The organism is Aquipseudomonas alcaligenes (assembly GCF_003205495.1).
GTDB classification, from domain to species: domain Bacteria; phylum Pseudomonadota; class Gammaproteobacteria; order Pseudomonadales; family Pseudomonadaceae; genus Aquipseudomonas; species Aquipseudomonas alcaligenes_B.
The window spans coordinates 396,759-416,376 of sequence record NZ_QJRX01000002.1 but is presented as its reverse complement, the minus strand read 5'-3'; the positions used below and the strand labels follow the sequence as shown (position 1 = coordinate 416,376).

Sequence of the window (19,618 nt, the reverse complement as noted above, 5' to 3'; positions counted from 1 at the left end):
CCATGACCAGACTGCCTCTGTTCCTCGTCCTCGGCCTCGCCCTGCAAGCCACCGCCCAGGCGACGCCCACCACACCGCTGGGCGCCGAACTGGCCGGCAACGCCGACGGTTCCATCCCCGCCTGGCAGGGCGGCTACCGCAAGCCCCTGGCGGCGGCCGACATCACCAGCGGCTTCGTCGACCCCTTTGCCGATGATCCCATCGAATTCACCATCGATCACAGCAACTACACGCAGTATCAGCAGTACCTCAGCCCCGGGCAGATCGAGCAGCTACGCCGCAACCAGGACGGCTACGGCCTCAACGTCTATCCGACGCGCCGTACCGCCGCCGTACCCGAGGCCGTATACCAGGCCGCCGGCCGCAACCGCGAAAGCGCGCGCCTGACGCCCGATGGCAACGGCGTGACCAACTACCAGGGCTACTACCCCTTCCCGGCACCGAAGAACGGTCTCGAGGCGCTGTGGAACCACTTCATGCGCTACCGCGGTGGCAGCCTGTTCCGCTCGCAGACCCAAGTCATCACCCAGGCCAGCGGCTCGTTCAACGAAGTGCAGATCGAAGAGCGCGCAGTATGGCCGGAAAACCTCAACGGTTTCGACCCGGCAACCGACGCCAACGTGATGATCTACGCCAAGCAGGAAGTCGTGGCCCCGGCGCGCCTGGCCGGCAACATGCTGCTGGTCCACGAGACCGTCGACCAGTACCAGCAGCCGCGCCTGGCCTGGCTCTACAACGCCGGCCAGCGCCGCGTGCGCCGCGCCCCCCAGGTCGCCTACGACGGCCCCGGCACGGCGGCGGACGGGCTGCGCACCTCGGACAACGTCGACATGTACTCGGGCTCGCCCGACCGCTACGAGTGGAAGCTGGAGGGCAAGCAGGAACTCTACATCCCCTACAACAACCATCGCCTGACCGACCAGAATCTCGACTCCGAGCGCCTGATCCAGAAGGGCCATCTCAACCCGGAGCTGCTGCGCTACGAGAAACACAGGGTGTGGAAGGTGGTCGGCACCCTGCGCGAGGGCCAGCGCCATGTCTATGCCAAGCGGGTCTTCTACATCGACGAGGACACCTGGCAGATCGCCCTGGCCGAGCACTACGACAGCCGCGGCTCGCTGTGGCGCTTCGCCGAGGGCTTCCACGTGCAGTACTACTATGCCGACACGCCCTGGTACGCCGCCGAGGCCATCTATGATTTCAACAGCTCCCGCTACCTGGTGATGGGCCTGCTGTACAACTCCGGCAACCCCGTGTCCTTCGGCTTCAAGGCGGCCAAGGCCGAGTTCCTGCCGGCGGCCCTGAGAAGCGCCGGCATCAAGTGAGGGGATACCCGCCATGCACAAGGTCAACCTGCTGGACGAACTGGCACGCATCGACGAGCACTGGTCGCAGCGCATCGTCGGCGAGGCCAACGGGCAACTGCTCAAGCTGGCCAAGGGGGTCGGCGAGACCCGCTGGCACAAGCACGACGACCAGGACGAGCTGTTCATCGTCTGCTACGGCCGCCTGACCATCCAGCTGCGCGACAGGACGGTCGAGCTGCTGCCCGGCGAGCTGTTCGTGGTCCCCAAGGGGGTCGAGCACTGCCCGCGGGCCGACGAGGAGACCGGCTTTCTCATCGCCGGCCTGAACGTCACCTCGACCGCCGCCGGCGGTAAACCCAACCTGTGACGCCAGGTGCCATGCCCTCCCCGGGCATGGCGCCTTCAGGGCAGCGCGTAGGCCTTGAACAGCAGGCGCACCTGCTCGCCGGGCTCGCCGAAGTACTGGCGATACAGGGGCTCGATCTCGCCGCTGCGGTAGATCAGGCTCAGCTCGCTGTCGACCAGCAGGCGCAGGTCCTCGTCGCCACGCGGCAGGGCCAGGGCCACCGGCTCCAGCTCGAAGATCCGCTCCAGCACCCGCGGCGGCTGTGCCGCAGCACTGGCCGCGATCTGGCGCTGCAGCACCACGCGGTCGCCGAAGAATGCGTCGGCCTTGCCGGCCTCCAGCAGGGCGATGCCCTCGGCGAAACCCTGCACCGCAACCACATCCGAGACCACGCCGAACAGGCGCAGCTGCTGGCGTACCCACTGCTCGGTGGTACTGCCGGCGATCACCGCGAAGGTACCGCGCGCCAGGCCACGGTTGATGGTGGCGCGCCATTGCGGCGCGGTGCGTTCCACCTTGCCCTCCAGCGCCCGCAACAGGGCCGGCGGTGCATCGGCGCGCACCGCGGCGCTGCGCCCGGAGGGATAGATCGGCAGCGAGAAGCTGACCCTGCGCCGGCGCTCCAGGCTCGCCACCAGTGGGCTGCACAGCAGGTCCACGCGGCCGTCCTGCAGTGCCGCCAGGGCCTCCTCGCGGGCGAGCTGGCGGTAGACCAGGCGCAGCTGCGGCAGGTCCTGCTCGCGGCGGATGCGTTCGGCGATGCGCTGGCACAGCTCGATGACATAACCGGACGGCTGCGTGGCCGGGCCGGACGAGAAGGGCTGCAACTGGTCGATGTAGCCCAGGGTCAGGAGATTGGCGGAGCGAACCCGTTCCAGGGTCTGCGCCGCCAGTGGCAATGCCAGGCCGCAGGCCAGGCCCAGCAGCGCGATTGTGCGTAAGATCATCAGCGCCCCCTCCCTGCGGCAGCCTGGCCGGCTCGCTCATCGAGGAAACGGTCGGCGATGTAGCCGAACAGCAGGTAGCCCACCGCCGTGACCAGCATGCCGCCGAACACCGCCTCGGTGCCCGAGGCATACAACGCATAGAAGCTGTAGGCCATGGCCACCGCCAGCGCCGCGCCGTTGCGGTACTGCACGCCGCGCGCCACCCCGGCCTTCTGCATGATGATCAGCAACGCCGACAGCGCGGTGATGTAGGGAATGATGTTGGTCACCGCCGCCAGGTTGACCAGCTTGCCGAACTGCTCGGAGGCGTTGGGTGAGATGGTCGACACCGCCATGCCGGTCTGCAGCGCGGCGTTGGCGAGCAGCCCGGCGATCGGCGCGCCGAGCAGGGTCACCCTGGCGAACAGGCGCGGGAACATCTGCTGCTCGGCGGTGACCTTGGCCGTCTGCGCCAGGGTGAACTGCCAGCCCAGCAGGGACCCTACGCAGGCCATCACCGCCAGGGCCATGATGATGTCGCCGACCCAGCCATTGAACATCTGCGCATAGACGAAGGCGAAGGGCGCGCTGGAGCTGGCCAGTTCGGCGTTCGGCACTATGCCCATGATCACCGTGGTGGAGGCCACATAGATCACCGCCGCACCCAGGGTGCCGAGCAGGCAGGCCAGCGGCACGTTGCGCTGCGGGTTCTCCACCGCGTCGGAATTCTGCGCCGCCGACTCCATGCCGAGGAAGGCCCAGAGGGTCAGCGGGATGCTCTGCGCGATGGCCTCACTGGTGGCGATGCCGTTGGGATTCCAGGCCTGGCGCAGCACCTCGGCATCGAACCAGAACCAGCCGATCAGCGACAGTCCAGCCACCGGGATGATCACCCCCCAGACGGTGATGGAACCAATCTGGCCGGTGACTTTCGGCCCACCGAAGTTAGCCAGGGTAGTCAGCCAGATCAGCCCGACCGTACCGACGAACAACGGGATAGCGCCACTACCCAGCCAGGGCAGGAAGGGCGTCATGTAGCCCACCGCGGAGATGGCGATGGCCACGTTGCCGATGGCCAGCGAAAGGAAGTACAGGTAGGAACAGAGGAAGAACGCCGACTTGCCGTGCGCCTCCTCGGTGTAGGCCGACATGCCGCCCGGCCGCGTGCAGTAGATGCCACACTGGGCGAAGCAGTAGGCGATGGCCATCGAACCGATGGCCGTGATTACCCAGGACAGCAGCGACACCGCCCCCAGCTGGGCCATGCTCGACGGCAGCATGATGATGCCCGAGCCCATCATGTTCACCGCCACCAGGGTGGTCAGCCCGGTGAGCCCCATTTTCTTGCCGGCCGTGGCCATGGCTGCCCCCTCCCCTTGTCAGCCTCCACTCATACTAGGCAGAGCACAGCGAAGGCGCTCGGGCAGCCGAGATATATTTTTCAGCCCCCATGAGCCGTCTGCGAGTCCGCCGGTGCCTGCTCGCGTGCCTGCAGGCCGTAGTCGCGCAACACCTCGGCCACGCGCAGGCGGTAGTCGGCGAACACCCCGTCACGCCCGGCCTGTTGCGCCTGGCGATGCTCCTCGGTGTTGCGCCACTGGCGCACCGCCGCCTCGTCGCGCCAGAACGACAGCGACAGCAGCTTGCCTGGCTGGCTGGCTGGCTGAGGCTCTCGAAGCGCTCGATGGAGAGGAAGCCGTCGATGCCCTGCAGCTGCTCGCGCAGCTCGGCGGCCAGGCCCAGGTAGGTGTCGCGCCGGCCCGCTGCCGGTTGCACTTCGAAGATCACCGCGAGCATGGCTGCGTGCCCTCCACCAGTTCGAGGAAGCTGCGCTCCTCGCGCAGGATGAAGCGTTTCTCCTGGGCCAGGGCGAAGTTGGCGCGCCCCCCCGGCATCGCCCTTCAGGCGGGTGCGGTAGGCCTCGTAGGCGGCCAGGCTGGGAAAGGCGATCAGCCCCCAGGCGATATCGTTGCTGCCCTCGTGGGGCAGGAAGTAGCCGAGCAGCTGGCCGCCGCAGCGCGGGATGATGCGCCCCCAGTTCTCCGCGTACTCACGGAAGGCCTCGCGCTGGAACGGGTCGATCTGGTAACGGATGAAGCAGGTGATGGTCATGCCGGTGTTCTCCCTGGATGCACGGCTTCACCCTAGCGCTTTGTCGCCGGTCGATGGTTCGACTAGGATCGAACTATAAAAGACGGACCCAACATCGCCCGCATCGCCTCACTGATCGGCGACCACGCCCGCGCCGAAGTGCTCACTGCGCTGATGGCCGACCGCGCGCTGACCGCCACCGAGCTGGCGCAGATCGCCGGGGTGAGCAAGCCGACCATGAGCGCGCACCTGGCCAAGCTACTCGAGGCCGGCCTAGTCAGCGCCGTGGCTCAGGGCCGCCATCGCTATTTCCGCCTGGCCGACGCCGACGTGGCCCGCCTGCTTGAGGCGCTGATGGGCGTGGCCTTCCGCGCCGGCGCCGTGCGCGTGCGCTCCAGCCCGCGCGAGCCGGCGCTGCGCAGGGCGCGGGTGTGCTACGACCACCTGGCCGGAGAGCTGGGCGTGAAGGCCTATGAGAGTCTGCTGCAGCGCGGCTGCATCGAGGAAAACGGCGAACAGCTGCGCCTGACCGAGACCGGTAAGAGCTGGTTCGCCGCGCTGCAGATCGACGTGGAGGCCGCCGCCGGGCGACGTCAGCTGTGCCGTCCCTGCCTGGACTGGAGCGAGCGGCGCCACCACCTGGGCGGCGCGCTCGGCGCGCAATTGCTGCAGCGCCTACTGGAACTGGGCTGGGCCAGGCGCGATCCGGCCTCGCGGGTGATCGCCTTCAGCCCGCGGGGTGAGCGCGAGCTGGAGCGCCTGTTGCAGGGCTGAATCAGTCGCCGTAGATATCGAAGCTGAAGTACTTGCTCTGGATCTTCTGGTACTCGCCGCTGGCGCGAATGCCGGCGATGGCGGCGTTGAGCTTGTCCAGCAGGGCCTTGTCGCCCTTGCGCACGGCGATGCCGGCACCCTCGCCGAAGTAGGCCGGATCGGTGAAGGCCGGGCCGACGAAGGCGAAGCCCTTGCCCTGCTCGGTCTTGAGGAAGCCCTCGTCCACCGGGATGGCGTCGGCCAGGGTGCCGTCGACGCGACCGGAGACCATGTCCAGGTAGATCTCGTTCTGCGAGCTGTAGCGCACCACTTCCACGCCCTTGGGCGCCAGCACCTCGGTGGCGAAGCGGTCGGTGGTGGTGGCGCGCTGCACGGCGATGCGCTTGCCGGACAGGCTGGAGAAATCGTCGCTGACCACGGTGCCTTCCTTCATGGTCAGGCGTGCCGGGCTGTAGTAGTACTTGCCGGTGAAATCCACCGACTTGCGGCGCTCGTCGGTGATGGTCATGGACGACAGCACGGCGTCGACCTTCTTCACCTTGAGCGAGGGGATCAAGCCGTCGAATTCCTGCTCCACCCACTGGCACTCGACCTTCATCTCGGCGCACAGGGCCACGCCGATGTCGACGTCGAAACCGGCGATGGAGCCGTCGGCCTGCTTGAAGGCGAAGGGCGGATAGGCGGCTTCGATGCCCAGGCGCAGGGGCTTGTCGGCGGCGAACAGGCTGGAGGCCAGCAGGCCCAGGGCGAGGCCGCCCAGCAATGCGAGTTTCTTCATGGTGTGACTCCCGGATGCGCCCACCGTGAGGCGGGCAGGTTGGCAAGCTGAGGCTGGGCAGGAGAAGGCGCGACCGACGGATGTCGGCGCACAGGCTGGAGCGGATATAGCTGGCACTGGAGCATGATCGACGAGCCGCTAATTTGTACTTATGAGTCCATACTGGACTTTAATGTACAAATCGTCAACAACCTGTCACAACGCCGCAGACAGGCATCCGCGCCGCTCATGCAAAAGGGCTTTCAGGGCTTGGACCAGCGCGCCGCGGCAGCCTGATCGCTGTCACGGCCCTCGACCCAGCGTGCGCCTTCCGGGGTGTCTTCCTTTTTCCAGAAGGGTGCGCGGGTCTTCAGGTAGTCCATGATGAAGTTGCAGGCGTCGAACGCCGCCTGGCGGTGGGCGCTGGCGGTACCGACGAAGACGATGGGCTCGCCCGGCTGCAGGCGGCCGACCCGATGCAGCACCTCGACCCGCAGCAGCGGCCAGCGCTGTTCGGCCTGACTGACGATGCCGGCGAGGGCCTTCTCGGTCATGCCCGGATAGTGTTCGAGGAACAGGCCGCGCACGTCCTGGCCGTCGTTGTAGTCGCGCACGTAGCCGACGAAGGTGGCCACCGCGCCTATGCCCAGGTTGGCGGCGTGCAGCGCATTGAGTTCGTGGCCCGGATCGAAGGCCTCGACCTGTACCCGGACGCTCATCTCAGCCGCCTGTAACTGTGGGGAAGAAGGCGATCTCGTCGCCGTCGGCGATCTCGGTGTCCAGGCTGCACAGCTCCTGGTTGCGCGCGCACATCAGGTTCTGCTCGGCCAGCACCTGCCACACGCCACCGCGGCTCAGCAGGTGCTCGCGCAGCTGCTCCAGGTTGCCCAGCGCAGCGCGCTGCAGCTGCTCGCCGTCGATGCCCAGCACCTCTCGGTAGCGGGCGAAGTACTGTACGCGGATCATGTCAGGCTCCCTGCCTCGTGATAGTCCAAGTGGTAGTCACCGCTCTTGCCGCCAGACTTCTCCAGCAGGCGCACGGTCTCGATGCAGATGCCGCGATCCACGGCCTTGCACATGTCGTAGAGGGTCAGTGCGGCGACGCTGGCGGCGGTCAGCGCCTCCATCTCCACGCCGGTCTGCCCGGCCAGCTTGCAGCGCGCGACGATGCGCACGCAGTCGAGGCCCTCCGCTGCCAGCTCGACCTTGACGCTGGTGAGCATGAGCGGGTGGCACAGCGGGATGAGGTCGGAGGTCTTCTTCGCCGCCTGGATGCCGGCGATGCGCGCCACGGCGAACACGTCGCCCTTGGGATGACTACCATCGGCGATCATCGCCAGGGTGGCGGGCAGCATGCGTACGCGGGCTTCGGCCACGGCCTCGCGGGACGTCACCGCCTTGTCGGTGACGTCCACCATGTTGGCGCGGCCTTGGGAATCGAGATGGGTCAGCACGATATTGCTCCGGTGTGGATGCGGCCATTGTAACGCCGCCGCCACGCGAAGCGTGCGCCCACGTGCTCCTCCGGTCGGAGGAGCACGCACCCGGGGCGATTACATGTGCGCCTCGGCGTACTCGGCCAGCACCGAGCGCGGCACCCCTTGCAGGGTGATGTGCACGCCGTGTTCGAAGTCCTTGAAGCGCTCGGTGAGGTAGGTCAGGCCCGAACTGGTGGCAGACAGGTAGGGGGTGTCGATCTGCGCCAGGTTGCCCAGGCAGACCACCTTGGAACCGTTGCCGGCACGGGTGATGATGGTTTTCATCTGGTGCGGGGTGAGGTTCTGGCACTCGTCGATCAGGATCAGACTGTGCTGGAAGCTGCGCCCGCGAATGTAGTTGAGCGATTTGAACTGCAGCGGCACCTTCTGCAGGATGTAGTCGACGCTGCCATGGGTGCTCTCGTCGTCCGAGTGCAGCGCCTCCAGGTTGTCGGTGATGGCGCCCAGCCAGGGCTCCATCTTCTCCGCCTCGGTGCCGGGCAGGAAGCCGATGTCCTCGTCCAGGCCCTGCACGCTGCGGGTGGCGATGATGCGCCGGTAGCGCTTGCTGACCATGGTCTGCTCGATGGCCGCGGCCAGCGCCAGGATGGTCTTGCCCGAACCGGCGGCGCCGGACAGGTTGACCAGATGGATGTCCGGGTCCAGCAGCGCATACAGCGCCAGTGCCTGATACACGTCGCGCGGGCGCAGGCCCCAGGCCTCCTGGTGCAGCAGCGGCTCCTGGTGCAGGTCGAGGATGGTCAGGCTGCTGCCCTGGATGCCCTTGACCCAGCCGACGAAGCCCTGCTCGTCGACGATGAACTCGTTGATGTGCACGGCCGGCAGATTGTCGGTGAGCTGCACCTGGTGCCAGGTACGGCCATGGCCCTGACGGGTCTCGACCTTGCTCACGCGGTCCCAGAAGGAGCCGGCCAGGTTGTGGTAACCGCGCGACAGCAGGGACACGTCGTCGACCAGCTGGTCGGTGTGGTAGTCCTCCGCGGAGATGCCACAGGCACGCGCCTTCAGGCGCATGTTGATGTCCTTGGTCACCAGCACCACGGGCGAGCCACTGCGCCGGCTCTGCAGCTCCACCAGCTGGTTGATGATCTTGTTGTCGTTGAGGTGCTCGGGCAGCCAGGTGATCGGCTCCGCGCGCTTGCTCATGAGGATCGACAGGGTGCCCTTGGGCTCGTTCTTGCCGCGGCGGATCGGCACCCCCTGCTCCACCTCCTCGGGGCTGGCCTCGCCCAGCGTCTGGTCGATCAGGCGGATGGCCTGGCGGCATTCGGCGGCGACCGTGTGCTTGCCGGTCTTGAGCTTGTCCAGCTCCTCCAGCACGGTCATGGGGATGGCGACGTGGTGTTCCTGGAAATTCAGCAGCGCGTTGGGATCGTGGATCAGGACGTTGGTGTCGAGGACATAGAGGGTGGGCTGGGTGGAGCGGGTGCGTCCGTGATCATCCATACTCGGTCACCTTATCGAGGGGCCTGGACGACGGAGCCGCAGGGACTCCGCCGGGAGGACCGCCCACCTCCCGAACGGAGCGGGATCGCGCGAGCAAAGGTGATGGCCGAGGGCCGCCACCTGTGCTGCAGGGTTCGGCGGTCTGCTTTCTAAATACCCCAATCCGGATGACAGGAAAAAGAACTTTTTCTGTGCCGCCAGGCTTTTTTATCGGTGCGACGAATAACGCTTGGCGAGGCCGGGCAGCACCGTTAAAGTCGGAAGTCCTGCCCCCGGCGCCCTATCCCCCGGCGCCACAGCGATTGACCTCCACCGTCACGTGAACCAGCTGCGGAAAGCCCGCCAGCTGCGCCTTGTAGTGATCCGCGCTGGCCCCGCCATGGGTCACCAGGTGGATGATGCAGGCGTACTGCGCGCTGCCCACGCGCCACAGGTGCAGGTCGAGCACCTCGGTATCGTCGAGGCCCTCCAGGTGACCACGTACCCGTTGCACCAGCGGGCTGTCCATTTCCCGGTCGAGCAGCACCTTTCCGGTCTGCAGCAGCAGGCCCTTGACCCACAGGCCGATCACCAGCGCGCCGAGTACGCCCATCAGCGGGTCCAGCCAGTGCCAGCCCAGCCACTTGCCGCCGAGCAACGCGAGGATGGCCGCCACCGAGGTCAGCGCATCGGTCAGCACGTGCAGGAAGGCCGCCTTGCGGTTGAGATCCTCGCCATGGCCATGGCCATGGCCATGATCGTGATCGTGATCGTGATCGTGATCGTGATCATGATCATGATCATGATCATGATGAGCATGCCCCTGGCCATCGTGCAGCAGCCAGGCCGACAGCAGGTTCACCAGCAACCCCAGCACGGCCACCGCCAGCGCCTGGTCGAAGGCGATGGCCTGCGGCGACCACAGCCGCCACAGCGACTCGAACAGCATGCTTGCCACCACCGCGACCAGCAGCACCGCGCTGGCGAAGCCGGCCAGCACCTCGATCTTCCAGGTGCCGAAGGCGAAGCGCGGATCGTCGGCATAGCGCCGCGCCAGCAGGTAGGCCAGCGCGCTGAGGCCGATGGCCAGGGTATGCGAGGCCATGTGCCAGCCATCGGCGAGCAGCGCCATGGAGTTGAACCAGTAGCCGGCGACCACCTCCACCAGCATGGTCGCGCCGGTCAGCGCGGTGACCAGCCAGGCCTGGCGCTCGGCGCCGCTGGCCAGCGGCCGGTAACGATGCTCGCTGCGCCAGCGCTGGTGATTGCATTCGCTCATGGCAGTTTCTCCCGGAAGCAGGCCTGACAGCTTGCACCTTGCCACGAGGAGAAGGTCAAGCCCGGCTCAGCGATAGCTCCGGCAATCCTGCCATTGCAGTGGTACGCCGGCGGTAGCGCGCAGCAGCCAGGGCAGACCGCCCTCGGCCTTGCGCTGGATGTCGTGGAACAGCAGCACGCCGCGTCGCCACAGCAGCATCAGGGTCAGCACCCGTTGCCCGGCGGCCTCGGCGCCGACCTGGCCGCTCCAGTCCTGCGAGTCGATCTGCCACAGCGCTACCTGCAGCCCCTGGCCGGCGAAGAAGGCCTGGCTGTCCGCGCGACGCTGGCCGTAGGGCGGGCGGAACAGCGGCACATAAAGCTCCGGTACGCTCTGTTGCAGCAGTTCACGGGTGCGGATCACCGAGTCCTGCCAGTCGCTCCAGCTGGCGTGGGAATTGTGCGCCCAGCCATGCGAGGCCACGCACTGCCCGGCATAGAGCTGGCGCACAGCCTCGGCGGAAGTCTTCTGCAGGCGCTGCTGCAGGTTGCCGCCGAGCACGTAGAAGGTGGCACTGAGTCCCTGCTGGCGCAGCCAGTCCGCCAGCCTGTCACTGCTGCCGCCCTGCACACTGGGACCGTCGTCGAAGGTCAGCAGGAACTGCATGTCGGCCAGCTCGTCGCCGTTGCGCTCCTGGGCGGAAAACAGCTCGATCTCGCTGCTGATGCGCGGGAACAGCGCGGCCAGGCGCATCTGCTCGTTCAGGTAGTTGCGGTGGAAATGGCGGCTGGCCTCGGCCCAGGCGAAGTAGCGCGACTCGCGCGCCACCACCAGCTGCCGAGACTGTTCCTGCAGCCCGGCTAGGTCGACCACCGGCGGGCAGAAGTCGACGGCCGGCGCGCAGGCGCGACTGGCCAGCCGATAGTTCTCCAGCAGGCGCTGCCAGAAGCGCTCGCGTACCCGAACCACGGACTGCAGGTTGACCGACTTGAGCCCAAGGCGCCGAGACCAGCCGCCCTCGTCCAGTCCCTCGCTGGCTTGCAGGACTTGGGCGAAAGTCAGTATCTCCGCGCGCGAGGCGGTGTCGAAGGCGGCCTGGCTGTGCAATGGCTCCGGCCAGGTAGCGCGGTCCAGGGTGGCAAAACGGGCGGGACCGGCCGCCTGCACGGCACCCGCGAACAGGGCCAGAACCAGCGGCAGATAACGGATCAGCATCTTTTCCTTCCTTGAATGAAAACGCGCCCCCGAAGGAGCGCGTCGACCACGGCAGATGCGTTTACAGCGCCTGCACGCGCTGGATGGCCTTGTCGTATACCGGGTTGGCCTTCTGTTCCCTGGCCAGTTGGTAGTGACGCAGGGCGTCGTCGTACTGGCGGGCGCTCTCGTAGATGCGCGCGATGTTGTAGTAGGAGCTGGCGCGCACGGTGGCGGCACTGCCGCCGTGGGCCAGGGCGATGGCCTTGCGGTTGGCCCAGATGGCCTCCGCGGTGCGCCCGGCCTTCTGGTAGGCCAGGCCCAGGTTGCTGTAGGCCTGGCCGTAGTTGCCATCGATCTCGATGGCCTGGCGGTAGAGGTCGATGGCCTGGTCCAGCTGGCCGGCGTGGTAGGCCGCCTCGCCCTGCTGGTTGAGCGCCTTGGCATCGCCCTGGGCCTGGGGCACGACCGGCAGGCTGGCAACGCTCTGCGCATCGTCCTGCAGGGGACGCAGCAGGCCGCCGATGGTGCCACTTTCCGCCACGGTGCTTTCCAGGCGATTGATGTCCTGGATCTCGCCACTGCCGGTGATGCGGAACACCGTCCACAGGTTGCCCACCTGATCCCTCGGCACGTAGTAGGTACGCACCAGCGACTGGCCGATGTAGACGAACACCTTGGCCTGGCTATGGCTCAGGGCCGAGGATGCCGGGGCGGAATTGTTGCTGAAGTCGCGTACGGCATAGACGTAGGTCTCGCCGAAGCGCTTCTTGCGCAGGGTGATGGTCTCCGGGCCGTAGCTGTCGGTGTCGTCGACGTCGAGATGGGCCTCGTCACCCTGCTTGGCGTCGAAGTAGATGTGGTTGTCGGGATAGGCGATATGGGAATCCAGGTCGCTCGGCGTGGCGCTCCAGCTCAGCACCACGCGCAGGCCGTCGAGACTCTCCATGACCGGGCTGATGGCATAGGTCATGCCCTGGCACGGGCACTTGGCTACCAGGTTGGAGTAACCGGGCTTCTTGATGATCAGCAGGCTGGCGCCGTCGTCGGCGAAGCCGGTGCCGAGATTGACCCGGCCATTGCCGTCGGTGCGGCCCACGGCGGTCTGGGCGCCATTCTTCTGCACCAGCACTTCGGCGTCGGCGATGCGCTGGTCCTTGACCACGGCACTCAGCACATCGATGGAGAGTTGTTCGGCCTGGGCCGAGAGCATGGTGCAAGCGAACAGCAGAGGGGCAACGGCGCGCGCGAGGATTCTCACTGCGACCTCCTTGTCAGAGTGATGTTTGGGTGACGCGCCGGTGGCGCGCGCGGCGAACTATAGCCGCACCGATCGTCGCCGTCTGTGATCAATCGCTCCGATAGCTGGAGCCGGGTTCGCCATCCGGCCTAGAATCGCGCCACGCTTTCTGGAGACCATTCGATGCTGTTGGTGATTTCCCCCGCCAAGACCCTGGACTACGACACCCCGCCGGCCACCGCGCGCTTTACCCAACCGCAGCACCTGGATCACGCCCAGGAGCTGATCGGCCAGCTGCGCCAGATGAGCCCGCAGCAGGTCGGCGAACTGATGCACCTGTCGGACAAGCTCGCTGCCCTCAACGTGGCGCGCTACGGCAGCTGGCACCCGGACTTCACCCCGGCCAACGCCAAGCAGGCACTGCTGGCATTCAAGGGTGACGTCTACACCGGCCTGGCCGCCGAGGATTTTTCCGAGGACGACTTCGACTTCGCCCAGGCACACCTGCGCATGCTCTCCGGCCTGTATGGCGTGCTGCGCCCGCTGGACCTGATGCAGCCCTATCGCCTGGAGATGGGCACCAAGCTGGCCAACGCCCGCGGCAACAACCTCTACGAGTTCTGGGGCGAACGCATCAGCGCCTGGCTGAACGAGGCGCTGGCCGCCCAGGGCGACGACATCCTGCTCAACCTGGCCTCCAACGAATACTTCGGCGCGGTCAAGCGCAAGGCCCTGAACGCCCGGGTCATCGACACCGAGTTCAAGGACCTGAAGAACGGCCAGTACAAGATCATCAGCTTCTACGCCAAGAAGGCCCGCGGCCTGATGGCGCGCTACGTGATCAAGCAGCGCATCCGCGACCCGGAGCAGCTCAAGGCCTTCGACTACCAGGGCTACCGCTACAGTGCCGAACAGTCGAAGCCGGACAGCCTGGTGTTCCTGCGCGATCATTCAGAAGACTGATCAGCCGGCACGCCGGCGCCGCGACTGGTTATGATCGGCACTCTCCTTCACGCGCCAGACAAGGAACGCCCATGACCCAACCCGTCGTCCTGATCACCGGTTGCTCCAGCGGCATCGGCCGCGCCCTGGCCGATGCCTTCAAGGGCGCCGGCTACCGGGTGTTCGCCGCCGCGCGCAAGGGCGCCGACCTCGAGGCGCTGAATGCCGCCGGCTTCACCGCGGTTAAGCTCGACGTCAACGACGCCGAAGACATCGCCCGCGCCCAGGCCCGGATCAAGGCCGAGGCCGGGCGCCTCGACGTACTGGTCAACAACGCCGGCTACGGTGCCATGGGCCCGCTGCTGGACGGCGGCGCCGCAGCCATGCGCCAGCAATTCGAGACCAACGTGTTCAGCCTGGTCGAGCTGACCCGCGCCTGCTTCCCGCTGCTGCGCGCCAGCCGCGGCCTGGTGGTCAATATCGGCAGCGTCTCCGGCGTGCTGGTCACCCCCTTCGCCGGCGCCTATTGCGCCTCCAAGGCGGCGGTACATGCCCTGTCCGACGCCCTGCGCCTGGAACTGGCGCCCTTCGCCGTGCAGGTGATGGAAGTACAGCCGGGGGCGATCGCCTCCAGCTTCGGCGCCAATGCCAGCGCCCAGGCCGAACAACTGATCCGCGAGGACTCGCCCTGGTGGCCGCTGCGCGAGGGCATCCGCGACCGCGCCCGCGCCTCGCAGGACCATCCCACCTCGGCACAGGCATTCGCCGCCACCCTCCTGGCCGCAGTCGCCAGGCCGCGGCGCCCGGCCCTGCTGCGCATCGGCAACGGCTGCCGCAGCATGCCGCTGCTGGCCCGCTGGATTCCCACTCGGCTGCTGGATCTGGTGCTGATGAAGCGTTTCGGCCTCGACCGCCAGCTGGACTGAGCGGCCATGACTGCACGCTTCGCGCTCCATTACTACGTGCTCGGCGCGGTGGCCGCGGTCTTCGTCTGCAACCTGCTGCTGCGCGTGCCGCTGAAGATCGGTGGCCTGCCCGCCACCCTGATCGCCGCCAGCCTGGTCGCCTTCAGCCTGCGCTGGTGCTTCACCCGCCTGGAAGGTCACCCACCCGCCACGGGCCAGCGCTGGGCACTGGTCGCCCTGTACGGCCTGGCGCTCGGCCTGCTGTACCTGCTGATCTGGGGCCTGATGTGGCTGAAGGACGAGCCGGGCCACATGGGCCAGCTGCTGTTCGTCCTGCACTACCTGAGCTACCCGCTGATCCTGGCGCTGGTGCTGCATCTCGGTCGACACGACTAAGCATGCGCCTGCTGGACCGACAAGACGCCCCGGCGGCCACCCTGCCCTGCGTCCTGCGTGACCACCCCGAATGGCACCTGGGGCGCGAGCGCTACTGGCTATGGTCGATTGCGGTGGACTGCCCGGCCGTGCTGCAGCGCCTGCAGGCGGTGCGAGCACTGCTGGGCGATTGGCTGCATCCACCGGGCGCACGCCAGGCGCATGTCACGCTGTTCGTCTGTGGTTTCGCCACCGCCACAGCGCAGCTGGACGACGACATCACCCCGGCCGTGCTGGAGACCCAACGCCGCGCCCTCGAAAAGCTGAGCATGGCGCCATTCGCACTGCACATCGGCGGACTCGACAGCTTCGCCAGTGCGGCCTTCCTGGCGGTACACGACAGCGGCCGGCTCGAGCATCTGCGCGGCGAGCTGGCCAAGCACTCGAAAGAGGTCCGTCAGGCGCCCTATGTGCCGCACCTGACTGCCGGCCTTTACCGCCAGGCTATCGCACGCCAGACCTGGCTCGAGCACACCCGCCCGCTGCATGACTGCCCGCCGCTGGCGCTGCCGGTGCGCGAGCTGCAGCTGCTCAGCTACGCCGCCGCCGAGACGCAGGGGGCACTGCGCCTGGAAGCGCGGGTACGCCTGGCGGGCTAGGCCCGCTGCGCCTGCACCGGTGCGGTCGGGCGGGGCTGGCGGAACACCAGCACGTTGCCGAGCATCACCAGGCCCAGGCCGAGCAGCGCCGGCAGCGTCCACTGGTAGCCCTCGACGAACACCGAGATGTTCAGCGCCACCACCGGGAACAGCACGGTACAGTAGGCCGCGCGCTCCGGCCCCATACGCCCGACCAGGGTCAAGTAGGCGGTGAAGCCGATCACCGAGCCGGGAATCGCCAGGTACAGCAGCGAGCCGATGTAGCGCGTATTGGCCTCGAACGTGAACGGCACACCGCTGACCAGGCAGTACGCCAGCAGCAGCAAGGCGCCGTAGAACATGCCCCAGGCGTTGGTGGTCAGTGGCTTGAGCCCGGCCTGCTGCTGCAGGCTGGAGAGCAGGTTGCCGGCGGAGAAGCACAGGGTGCCCAGTACCGCCAGGCCGATGCCCAGCAAGGTCTCGCGACTGGCCTCGTGGTGCGAAAGCTCAGGCCAGAACAGCAGTCCAAGGCCCATCAGTCCCAGCGCGCCGCCGGCCAGCACGTTGGCGGCGATCCGCCGCCCCATGAAGACGCGGGCATTGAGCGCGTTCCACAGCGTGGCGGTGGAGAAGATCACCGCCACCAGGCCGCTGGGGATCCACTGGCTGGCCGTGTAGAAGCACATGAAGTTGAGGCAGAACAGGCACAGGCCCTGCGCCAGGCACAGCAGCTGGCCGCGCCGGTCGAGCGGCTGCAGACGGCGGCTGAGCAGGAGGATGGCGAACAGCACGGCGGCGGCCAGGCTGAAGCGGTAGGCGATCGACAACGGGATGGCCACCTCGCCCAGTTGCAGCTTGAGGGCGATCCAGGTGGTGCCCCAGATCAGGACAGTGAGCAGGTAAAGCGACAGGTTCATGGCAGGGCTCCTTGACCCGCCCAGTCTCCGCCCCGGCCACGCCCGCGCGCTTGCACAAACTTGCGCTTATCTGCGGCCACCCCCTGGCAGGCCACTACCGCAGGAGTAGGATGGCAGCCATCCCCTTCAGTCGATGTCCGCTCCATGGCCGCACTCGAACACAACCTGGTATTCCAGTCGCTCAGCAGCTCGCCCAATGCGCGCCTGCTGCGCGGTGCCGAGCTGGGCGACGAGCTGGCCGCGGCACTGTGGAGCAACCACCACGACGCCCGCGACTACCAGGGCCCCAGCCACCACACCCTGTCCTGCTACCTGGCCGGCGGCACCGGCACCTTCCGCCGCGAGCGCCCCGGCGCCAAGGGCGCACCGGACAAGCTGTGCGTGCTGCCGGCCGGACACGAGTCATCCTGGGTGATCAACGGCGACATCCGCCTGGCGCACCTGTATGTCAGCCCCGAGCGCTTCGCCGCCAGCGCCGTCGCCCTGCTCGACCGCGAGCCGCGCGAGCTGCAGCTGCGCGAAAGCACCTTCCTCGAAGACCCGCAGCTGGCCGCGCAGTTTCGCCAGCTGGTGACGCTGGACTGGAACGAGCCGGGCGAGCGCCTGCTGACCAGCAGCCTGGCCCACGCGATGATCGACCATGTGCTGCTGACCCAGGTCGGCCAGCGCCAGGGCCTGAAACTCAAGGGTGGCCTGGCGCCACACTTGCGCCGGCGCCTGGTGGACTACATCGAGCAACACCTGGACCAGCCGCTGGCACTCGGCGAGCTGGCACAGCTGGCGGCGCTGTCGGAGTACCACTTCGCGCGCATGTTCAGCACCAGCTTCGGCCTGCCGCCGCATCGCTACGTGCTGCAGCGGCGCCTGCTGCGGGCGCGTGAGCTGCTGCTGCACAGTGCCCTGCCGCTCGGTGAGATCGCCCTGGCCTGCGGCTTCGCCAGCGCCAGCCACTTCAGCAACCGCTTCCGCCAGGCCTTCGGCGCGGCGCCCGGGCTGCTGCGCGCGGCCCGTTAGCACGCCGCACACCGGTAACAGCACTGGACTGGCGCAACTCCACCGACTATTCAGGTTGAGGTCCTGCCTCATGGCGAGCTTCGCGGACTTGCCAGGCCGGGGACAGATCATTACTGTATATACATACAGATCAACCAGATATGGGAATGAGGTGATGAATGGCCGTCGAAGTGGTGTACCGCAGCAGTCGCGATCCGGAGCGCCTGTTCATGGATAAGGCCGAAGCCGATCGTTACGACAAGATGCTGGAGCTGGCCGAAGCGCTGTCCGCCGCCCTGCACAAGGCGGTGCCCTCGCTCAGCGAGGAGCAGGTGGAAGAGCTGGGCATCTTCATGGCCAGGAACCGCGACACCTTCGCCCGCGCCTTCAAGAACCAGCCCGAGGCCCTGGCCGAGCTGGGCCAGGGCGAGGCGGACTGACGGAGTTGACCGAATGGCCAGCCGGGTTTAGTGTCGGCAGGCCATTGAGGAAATCCCCCATGCACCACCACGCGCACCTCGACCTCCCCGCCCTCGCCGCCGCCCGCGGCGAGCGCCCGTGCGCGCCACCACCTGTCGCCCTGCGCGCCGGCACGCCACCGCCGCCGCCGCGCGCCTGATCGTCTGCCGCCGCGCGGTTCACCGCCCACGGCCGATCACTCCAGCCTTCACGGTTCCGTCCTCTCTGCGCCTGCTCGGGCGACGGAGCCTGTTGCCATCTTCGACAGGTGATTCTTCATGCGTTTCGACAAGACCTTCTGGGGCGCCTGCGCCTCCACCACGCTGTTCGTCCTGCTCTGGAGCAGCGGCGCGATCTTCTCCCGCCTGGGCCTGGACCACGCCTCGGCCTTCGCCTTCCTGACCCTGCGCTTCATCCTCGCCCTCGGCGTCCTGCTGCTGGTCGGCGCCCTCGCCCGCAGCTGGCTGCCGGCACGCGGCCAGCGCCTGCGCACGGCCGGCACCGGCCTGCTGATGGTCGGCGGCTACTCGATCTGCTACCTGCTGGCGCTGGACCAGGGCATTACCCCCGGGGTGCTGGCGACCCTGCTCGGCGTGCAGCCGATTCTCACCCTGATGCTGCTGGAACGGCGCTTCGCCGCCCTGCGCCTGGCCGGCCTGGCGCTGGCCCTGCTCGGCCTGGTGCTGGTGGTGTGGCAGAGCATCGGCCTGGCGCGCTTCTCCGTGGCCGGCACCGGCTACGCCCTCGGCGCGCTGCTGTGCATGACCCTCGGCGCCATCGCCCAGAAGGGCCTGAGCCAGTCGCCGCTGCAGGCACTGCCGCTGCAGTACGGGGTCAGCCTGCTGCTGTGCGGGCTGTTCCTGCCGTTCCAACGCTTCACGGTGGACTGGTCGCTGGACTTCCTGGTGCCGCTGCTGTGGCTGGGCCTCGTCATCTCGGTGGTGGCGCAGCTGCTGCTGTACCGGCTGATCCGCGCCGGCAACCTGGTCAACGTCACCAGCCTGTTCTACCTGGTGCCAGGGGTGACGGCGGCGATGGACTACCTGTTCCTCGGCAACGCCATGAGCGGCCTGAGCCTGGTGGGCATGGCGGCCATTGTGCTGGGCCTGCTGCTGGTGTTTCGCCCGCAGCGCAGCGCGCTGGCCAGCACGCAGCCCGCAGGCCAGGCGCGCCCGTCCTAGGCCTCGAAGCGGCTGCCGCCGTCGCGGTCTCGCTCGTAGTGCCGCGCCAGCGCGAAGGCCGGCAGCCAGGCCTCGCGGCGCAGGGTCCACAGCTCGTAGGTCGGGCGCAGCTGGTCGATTTCGTCCAGTGCGCCCAGGCCGACTTCCACCTCATCCGCGCTGCGGGCGAACACCGATGAACCGCAGCGCGGGCAGAAATGCCGGCCGGCGTAGTCGCGGGTTTCGCCGGTGATGGCCAGTGCGCTTTGCGGAAAGATCGCGCTGGCATGGAACAGCGTGCCGTGATGCTTGCGACAGTCGAGGCAGTGGCACAGGCCGACCCGATAGGGCCGGCCCTGCGCCACGAACCGCACGCTGCCGCACAGGCAGCCACCCTTGAATCGCTCCATCT

The 19,618-nt window shown here is 67.6% G+C and carries 23 protein-coding genes and 2 pseudogenes; 10 read left to right on the top strand and 15 right to left on the bottom strand.

All coding sequences use genetic code 11. From position 1 onward, the window contains the following. The first annotated feature begins 2 nt into the window (after window positions 1–2). Both DMO17_RS04680 and DMO17_RS04675 read left to right on the top strand, forming a co-directional pair. Window positions 3–1,325 carry a DUF1329 domain-containing protein gene (locus tag DMO17_RS04680; RefSeq protein ID WP_110681159.1) on the top strand — a complete coding sequence of 441 codons (1,323 nt, stop codon included), beginning with the start codon at window positions 3–5 and terminating at the stop codon, window positions 1,323–1,325. Between the two features lie 13 nt (window positions 1,326–1,338). Then, window positions 1,339–1,674, top strand: coding sequence for a cupin domain-containing protein (locus DMO17_RS04675; RefSeq protein ID WP_110681157.1), 336 nt, complete (start codon window positions 1,339–1,341; stop codon window positions 1,672–1,674). 35 nt (window positions 1,675–1,709) lie between these two features. On the opposite strand, the gene DMO17_RS04670 is transcribed toward DMO17_RS04675, so the two are convergent. The 5 genes and pseudogenes from DMO17_RS04670 to DMO17_RS19820 form a co-directional block, all read right to left on the bottom strand. After that, complete coding sequence (locus DMO17_RS04670) at window positions 1,710–2,600, bottom strand: amino acid ABC transporter substrate-binding protein (protein ID WP_110681155.1); 891 nt, start codon at window positions 2,598–2,600, stop codon at window positions 1,710–1,712. Beyond that, window positions 2,600–3,940: a putrescine-ornithine antiporter gene (gene potE, locus DMO17_RS04665; protein ID WP_110681153.1), complete on the bottom strand. Its 1,341-nt coding sequence runs from the start codon at window positions 3,938–3,940 to the stop codon at window positions 2,600–2,602. Before potE ends, DMO17_RS04670 begins: the two co-directional genes overlap by 1 nt. A gap of 80 nt (window positions 3,941–4,020) precedes the next feature. Then, a complete protein-coding gene (locus DMO17_RS20010) occupies window positions 4,021–4,185 on the bottom strand; it encodes an antibiotic biosynthesis monooxygenase (protein ID WP_110681151.1) in 165 nt (54 codons plus the stop codon). Window positions 4,186–4,200: 15 nt separating this feature from the next. Next, window positions 4,201–4,316 (bottom strand): annotated as a pseudogene (locus tag DMO17_RS20005) (hypothetical protein); the annotation flags it as partial. Between the two features lie 195 nt (window positions 4,317–4,511). Further along, a pseudogene (locus tag DMO17_RS19820) lies at window positions 4,512–4,691 on the bottom strand (NIPSNAP family protein); the annotation flags it as partial. 75 nt (window positions 4,692–4,766) lie between these two features. Between DMO17_RS19820 and DMO17_RS04650 the strand changes: the two are divergent. Then, window positions 4,767–5,444, top strand: a complete 678-nt coding sequence (locus DMO17_RS04650; protein WP_110681149.1) for an ArsR/SmtB family transcription factor — start codon at window positions 4,767–4,769, stop codon at window positions 5,442–5,444. Window position 5,445: 1 nt separating this feature from the next. Here the strand turns inward: DMO17_RS04650 and DMO17_RS04645 are convergent, their stop codons facing one another. The 8 genes from DMO17_RS04645 to DMO17_RS04610 all read right to left on the bottom strand — a co-directional run bounded on the left by DMO17_RS04645 (window position 5,446) and on the right by DMO17_RS04610 (window position 12,790). Further along, a complete protein-coding gene (locus DMO17_RS04645) occupies window positions 5,446–6,222 on the bottom strand; it encodes an ABC transporter substrate-binding protein (protein ID WP_110681147.1) in 777 nt (258 codons plus the stop codon). 242 nt (window positions 6,223–6,464) lie between these two features. After that, window positions 6,465–6,920, bottom strand: coding sequence for a molybdopterin synthase catalytic subunit MoaE (moaE, locus tag DMO17_RS04640; protein ID WP_110681144.1), 456 nt, complete (start codon window positions 6,918–6,920; stop codon window positions 6,465–6,467). Window position 6,921: 1 nt separating this feature from the next. Then, window positions 6,922–7,167, bottom strand: a complete 246-nt coding sequence (locus DMO17_RS04635) for a MoaD/ThiS family protein (protein ID WP_110681143.1) — start codon at window positions 7,165–7,167, stop codon at window positions 6,922–6,924. After that, entirely contained in the window at window positions 7,164–7,655 is a 492-nt protein-coding gene (gene moaC / locus DMO17_RS04630) for a cyclic pyranopterin monophosphate synthase MoaC (protein WP_110681142.1), read from the bottom strand. Before moaC ends, DMO17_RS04635 begins: the two co-directional genes overlap by 4 nt. Window positions 7,656–7,754: 99 nt before the next feature. Beyond that, a complete protein-coding gene (locus DMO17_RS04625) occupies window positions 7,755–9,146 on the bottom strand; it encodes a PhoH family protein (RefSeq protein ID WP_110681139.1) in 1,392 nt (463 codons plus the stop codon). Window positions 9,147–9,426: 280 nt separating this feature from the next. Further along, window positions 9,427–10,404, bottom strand: a complete 978-nt coding sequence (gene dmeF / locus DMO17_RS04620; protein WP_110681137.1) for a CDF family Co(II)/Ni(II) efflux transporter DmeF — start codon at window positions 10,402–10,404, stop codon at window positions 9,427–9,429. A gap of 66 nt (window positions 10,405–10,470) precedes the next feature. Continuing rightward, on the bottom strand, window positions 10,471–11,598 hold the full coding sequence (locus DMO17_RS04615; RefSeq protein WP_110681136.1) for a polysaccharide deacetylase family protein: 1,128 nt from the start codon (window positions 11,596–11,598) through the stop codon (window positions 10,471–10,473). Between the two features lie 61 nt (window positions 11,599–11,659). Further along, on the bottom strand, window positions 11,660–12,790 hold the full coding sequence (locus DMO17_RS04610; protein WP_110681378.1) for a tetratricopeptide repeat protein: 1,131 nt from the start codon (window positions 12,788–12,790) through the stop codon (window positions 11,660–11,662). Between the two features lie 210 nt (window positions 12,791–13,000). Here DMO17_RS04610 and yaaA point away from each other — a divergent pair, with 210 nt between their 5' ends. The 4 genes from yaaA to DMO17_RS04590 all read left to right on the top strand — a co-directional run bounded on the left by yaaA (window position 13,001) and on the right by DMO17_RS04590 (window position 15,698). Next, window positions 13,001–13,780, top strand: coding sequence for a peroxide stress protein YaaA (gene yaaA / locus DMO17_RS04605; protein ID WP_110681134.1), 780 nt, complete (start codon window positions 13,001–13,003; stop codon window positions 13,778–13,780). A 71-nt stretch (window positions 13,781–13,851) separates the two neighbouring features. Continuing rightward, on the top strand, window positions 13,852–14,685 hold the full coding sequence (locus DMO17_RS04600) for an SDR family oxidoreductase (RefSeq protein WP_110681132.1): 834 nt from the start codon (window positions 13,852–13,854) through the stop codon (window positions 14,683–14,685). Between the two features lie 6 nt (window positions 14,686–14,691). Next, the gene (locus DMO17_RS04595) at window positions 14,692–15,060 is read left to right on the top strand and encodes a hypothetical protein (protein ID WP_110681130.1); all 369 of its coding nucleotides are present in this window, start codon (window positions 14,692–14,694) and stop codon (window positions 15,058–15,060) included. A 2-nt stretch (window positions 15,061–15,062) separates the two neighbouring features. Further along, window positions 15,063–15,698: a 2'-5' RNA ligase family protein gene (locus DMO17_RS04590; RefSeq protein ID WP_110681128.1), complete on the top strand. Its 636-nt coding sequence runs from the start codon at window positions 15,063–15,065 to the stop codon at window positions 15,696–15,698. On the opposite strand, the gene DMO17_RS04585 is transcribed toward DMO17_RS04590, so the two are convergent. Next, window positions 15,695–16,594 (bottom strand): DMT family transporter, encoded by a 900-nt coding sequence (locus DMO17_RS04585; RefSeq protein ID WP_110681126.1) that lies wholly within the window; start codon window positions 16,592–16,594, stop codon window positions 15,695–15,697. The genes DMO17_RS04590 and DMO17_RS04585 overlap by 4 nt on opposite strands. A 144-nt stretch (window positions 16,595–16,738) precedes the next feature. On the opposite strand from DMO17_RS04585, the gene DMO17_RS04580 reads away from it, so the two are divergent. From DMO17_RS04580 to DMO17_RS04570, 3 genes are all read left to right on the top strand, one after another. Beyond that, window positions 16,739–17,608: a helix-turn-helix domain-containing protein gene (locus tag DMO17_RS04580; protein WP_110681125.1), complete on the top strand. Its 870-nt coding sequence runs from the start codon at window positions 16,739–16,741 to the stop codon at window positions 17,606–17,608. A gap of 158 nt (window positions 17,609–17,766) precedes the next feature. Beyond that, window positions 17,767–18,027: a YebG family protein gene (locus DMO17_RS04575; protein ID WP_110681124.1), complete on the top strand. Its 261-nt coding sequence runs from the start codon at window positions 17,767–17,769 to the stop codon at window positions 18,025–18,027. 297 nt (window positions 18,028–18,324) lie between these two features. Further along, window positions 18,325–19,227, top strand: a complete 903-nt coding sequence (locus DMO17_RS04570) for a DMT family transporter (protein ID WP_110681123.1) — start codon at window positions 18,325–18,327, stop codon at window positions 19,225–19,227. Here the strand turns inward: DMO17_RS04570 and DMO17_RS04565 are convergent. After that, entirely contained in the window at window positions 19,224–19,616 is a 393-nt protein-coding gene (locus DMO17_RS04565; RefSeq protein WP_110681376.1) for a GFA family protein, read from the bottom strand. The genes DMO17_RS04570 and DMO17_RS04565 overlap by 4 nt on opposite strands. Window positions 19,617–19,618: the final 2 nt, after the last annotated feature.

Bases quoted from the DNA above. Each gene is read 5' to 3' on its own strand.
- DMO17_RS04670 (WP_110681155.1), bottom strand. From the start codon at position 2,600: ATGATCTTACGCACAATCGCGCTGCTGGGCCTGGCCTGCGGCCTGGCA.
- DMO17_RS04565 (WP_110681376.1), bottom strand. From the start codon at position 19,616: ATGGAGCGATTCAAGGGTGGCTGCCTGTGCGGCAGCGTGCGGTTCGTG.
- DMO17_RS04635 (WP_110681143.1), bottom strand. From the start codon at position 7,167: ATGATCCGCGTACAGTACTTCGCCCGCTACCGAGAGGTGCTGGGCATC.
- DMO17_RS04615 (WP_110681136.1), bottom strand. From the start codon at position 11,598: ATGCTGATCCGTTATCTGCCGCTGGTTCTGGCCCTGTTCGCGGGTGCC.
- DMO17_RS04575 (WP_110681124.1), top strand. From the start codon at position 17,767: ATGGCCGTCGAAGTGGTGTACCGCAGCAGTCGCGATCCGGAGCGCCTG.
- DMO17_RS04595 (WP_110681130.1), top strand. From the start codon at position 14,692: ATGACTGCACGCTTCGCGCTCCATTACTACGTGCTCGGCGCGGTGGCC.
- DMO17_RS04585 (WP_110681126.1), bottom strand. From the start codon at position 16,594: ATGAACCTGTCGCTTTACCTGCTCACTGTCCTGATCTGGGGCACCACC.
- DMO17_RS04580 (WP_110681125.1), top strand. From the start codon at position 16,739: ATGGCCGCACTCGAACACAACCTGGTATTCCAGTCGCTCAGCAGCTCG.
- DMO17_RS04600 (WP_110681132.1), top strand. From the start codon at position 13,852: ATGACCCAACCCGTCGTCCTGATCACCGGTTGCTCCAGCGGCATCGGC.
- DMO17_RS04590 (WP_110681128.1), top strand. From the start codon at position 15,063: ATGCGCCTGCTGGACCGACAAGACGCCCCGGCGGCCACCCTGCCCTGC.
- DMO17_RS04570 (WP_110681123.1), top strand. From the start codon at position 18,325: ATGCGTTTCGACAAGACCTTCTGGGGCGCCTGCGCCTCCACCACGCTG.
- dmeF (WP_110681137.1), bottom strand. From the start codon at position 10,404: ATGAGCGAATGCAATCACCAGCGCTGGCGCAGCGAGCATCGTTACCGG.
- potE (WP_110681153.1), bottom strand. From the start codon at position 3,940: ATGGCCACGGCCGGCAAGAAAATGGGGCTCACCGGGCTGACCACCCTG.
- DMO17_RS04610 (WP_110681378.1), bottom strand. From the start codon at position 12,790: ATGCTCTCGGCCCAGGCCGAACAACTCTCCATCGATGTGCTGAGTGCC.
- DMO17_RS04680 (WP_110681159.1), top strand. From the start codon at position 3: ATGACCAGACTGCCTCTGTTCCTCGTCCTCGGCCTCGCCCTGCAAGCC.
- DMO17_RS04675 (WP_110681157.1), top strand. From the start codon at position 1,339: ATGCACAAGGTCAACCTGCTGGACGAACTGGCACGCATCGACGAGCAC.
- yaaA (WP_110681134.1), top strand. From the start codon at position 13,001: ATGCTGTTGGTGATTTCCCCCGCCAAGACCCTGGACTACGACACCCCG.
- DMO17_RS04645 (WP_110681147.1), bottom strand. From the start codon at position 6,222: ATGAAGAAACTCGCATTGCTGGGCGGCCTCGCCCTGGGCCTGCTGGCC.
- DMO17_RS04625 (WP_110681139.1), bottom strand. From the start codon at position 9,146: ATGGATGATCACGGACGCACCCGCTCCACCCAGCCCACCCTCTATGTC.
- moaE (WP_110681144.1), bottom strand. From the start codon at position 6,920: ATGAGCGTCCGGGTACAGGTCGAGGCCTTCGATCCGGGCCACGAACTC.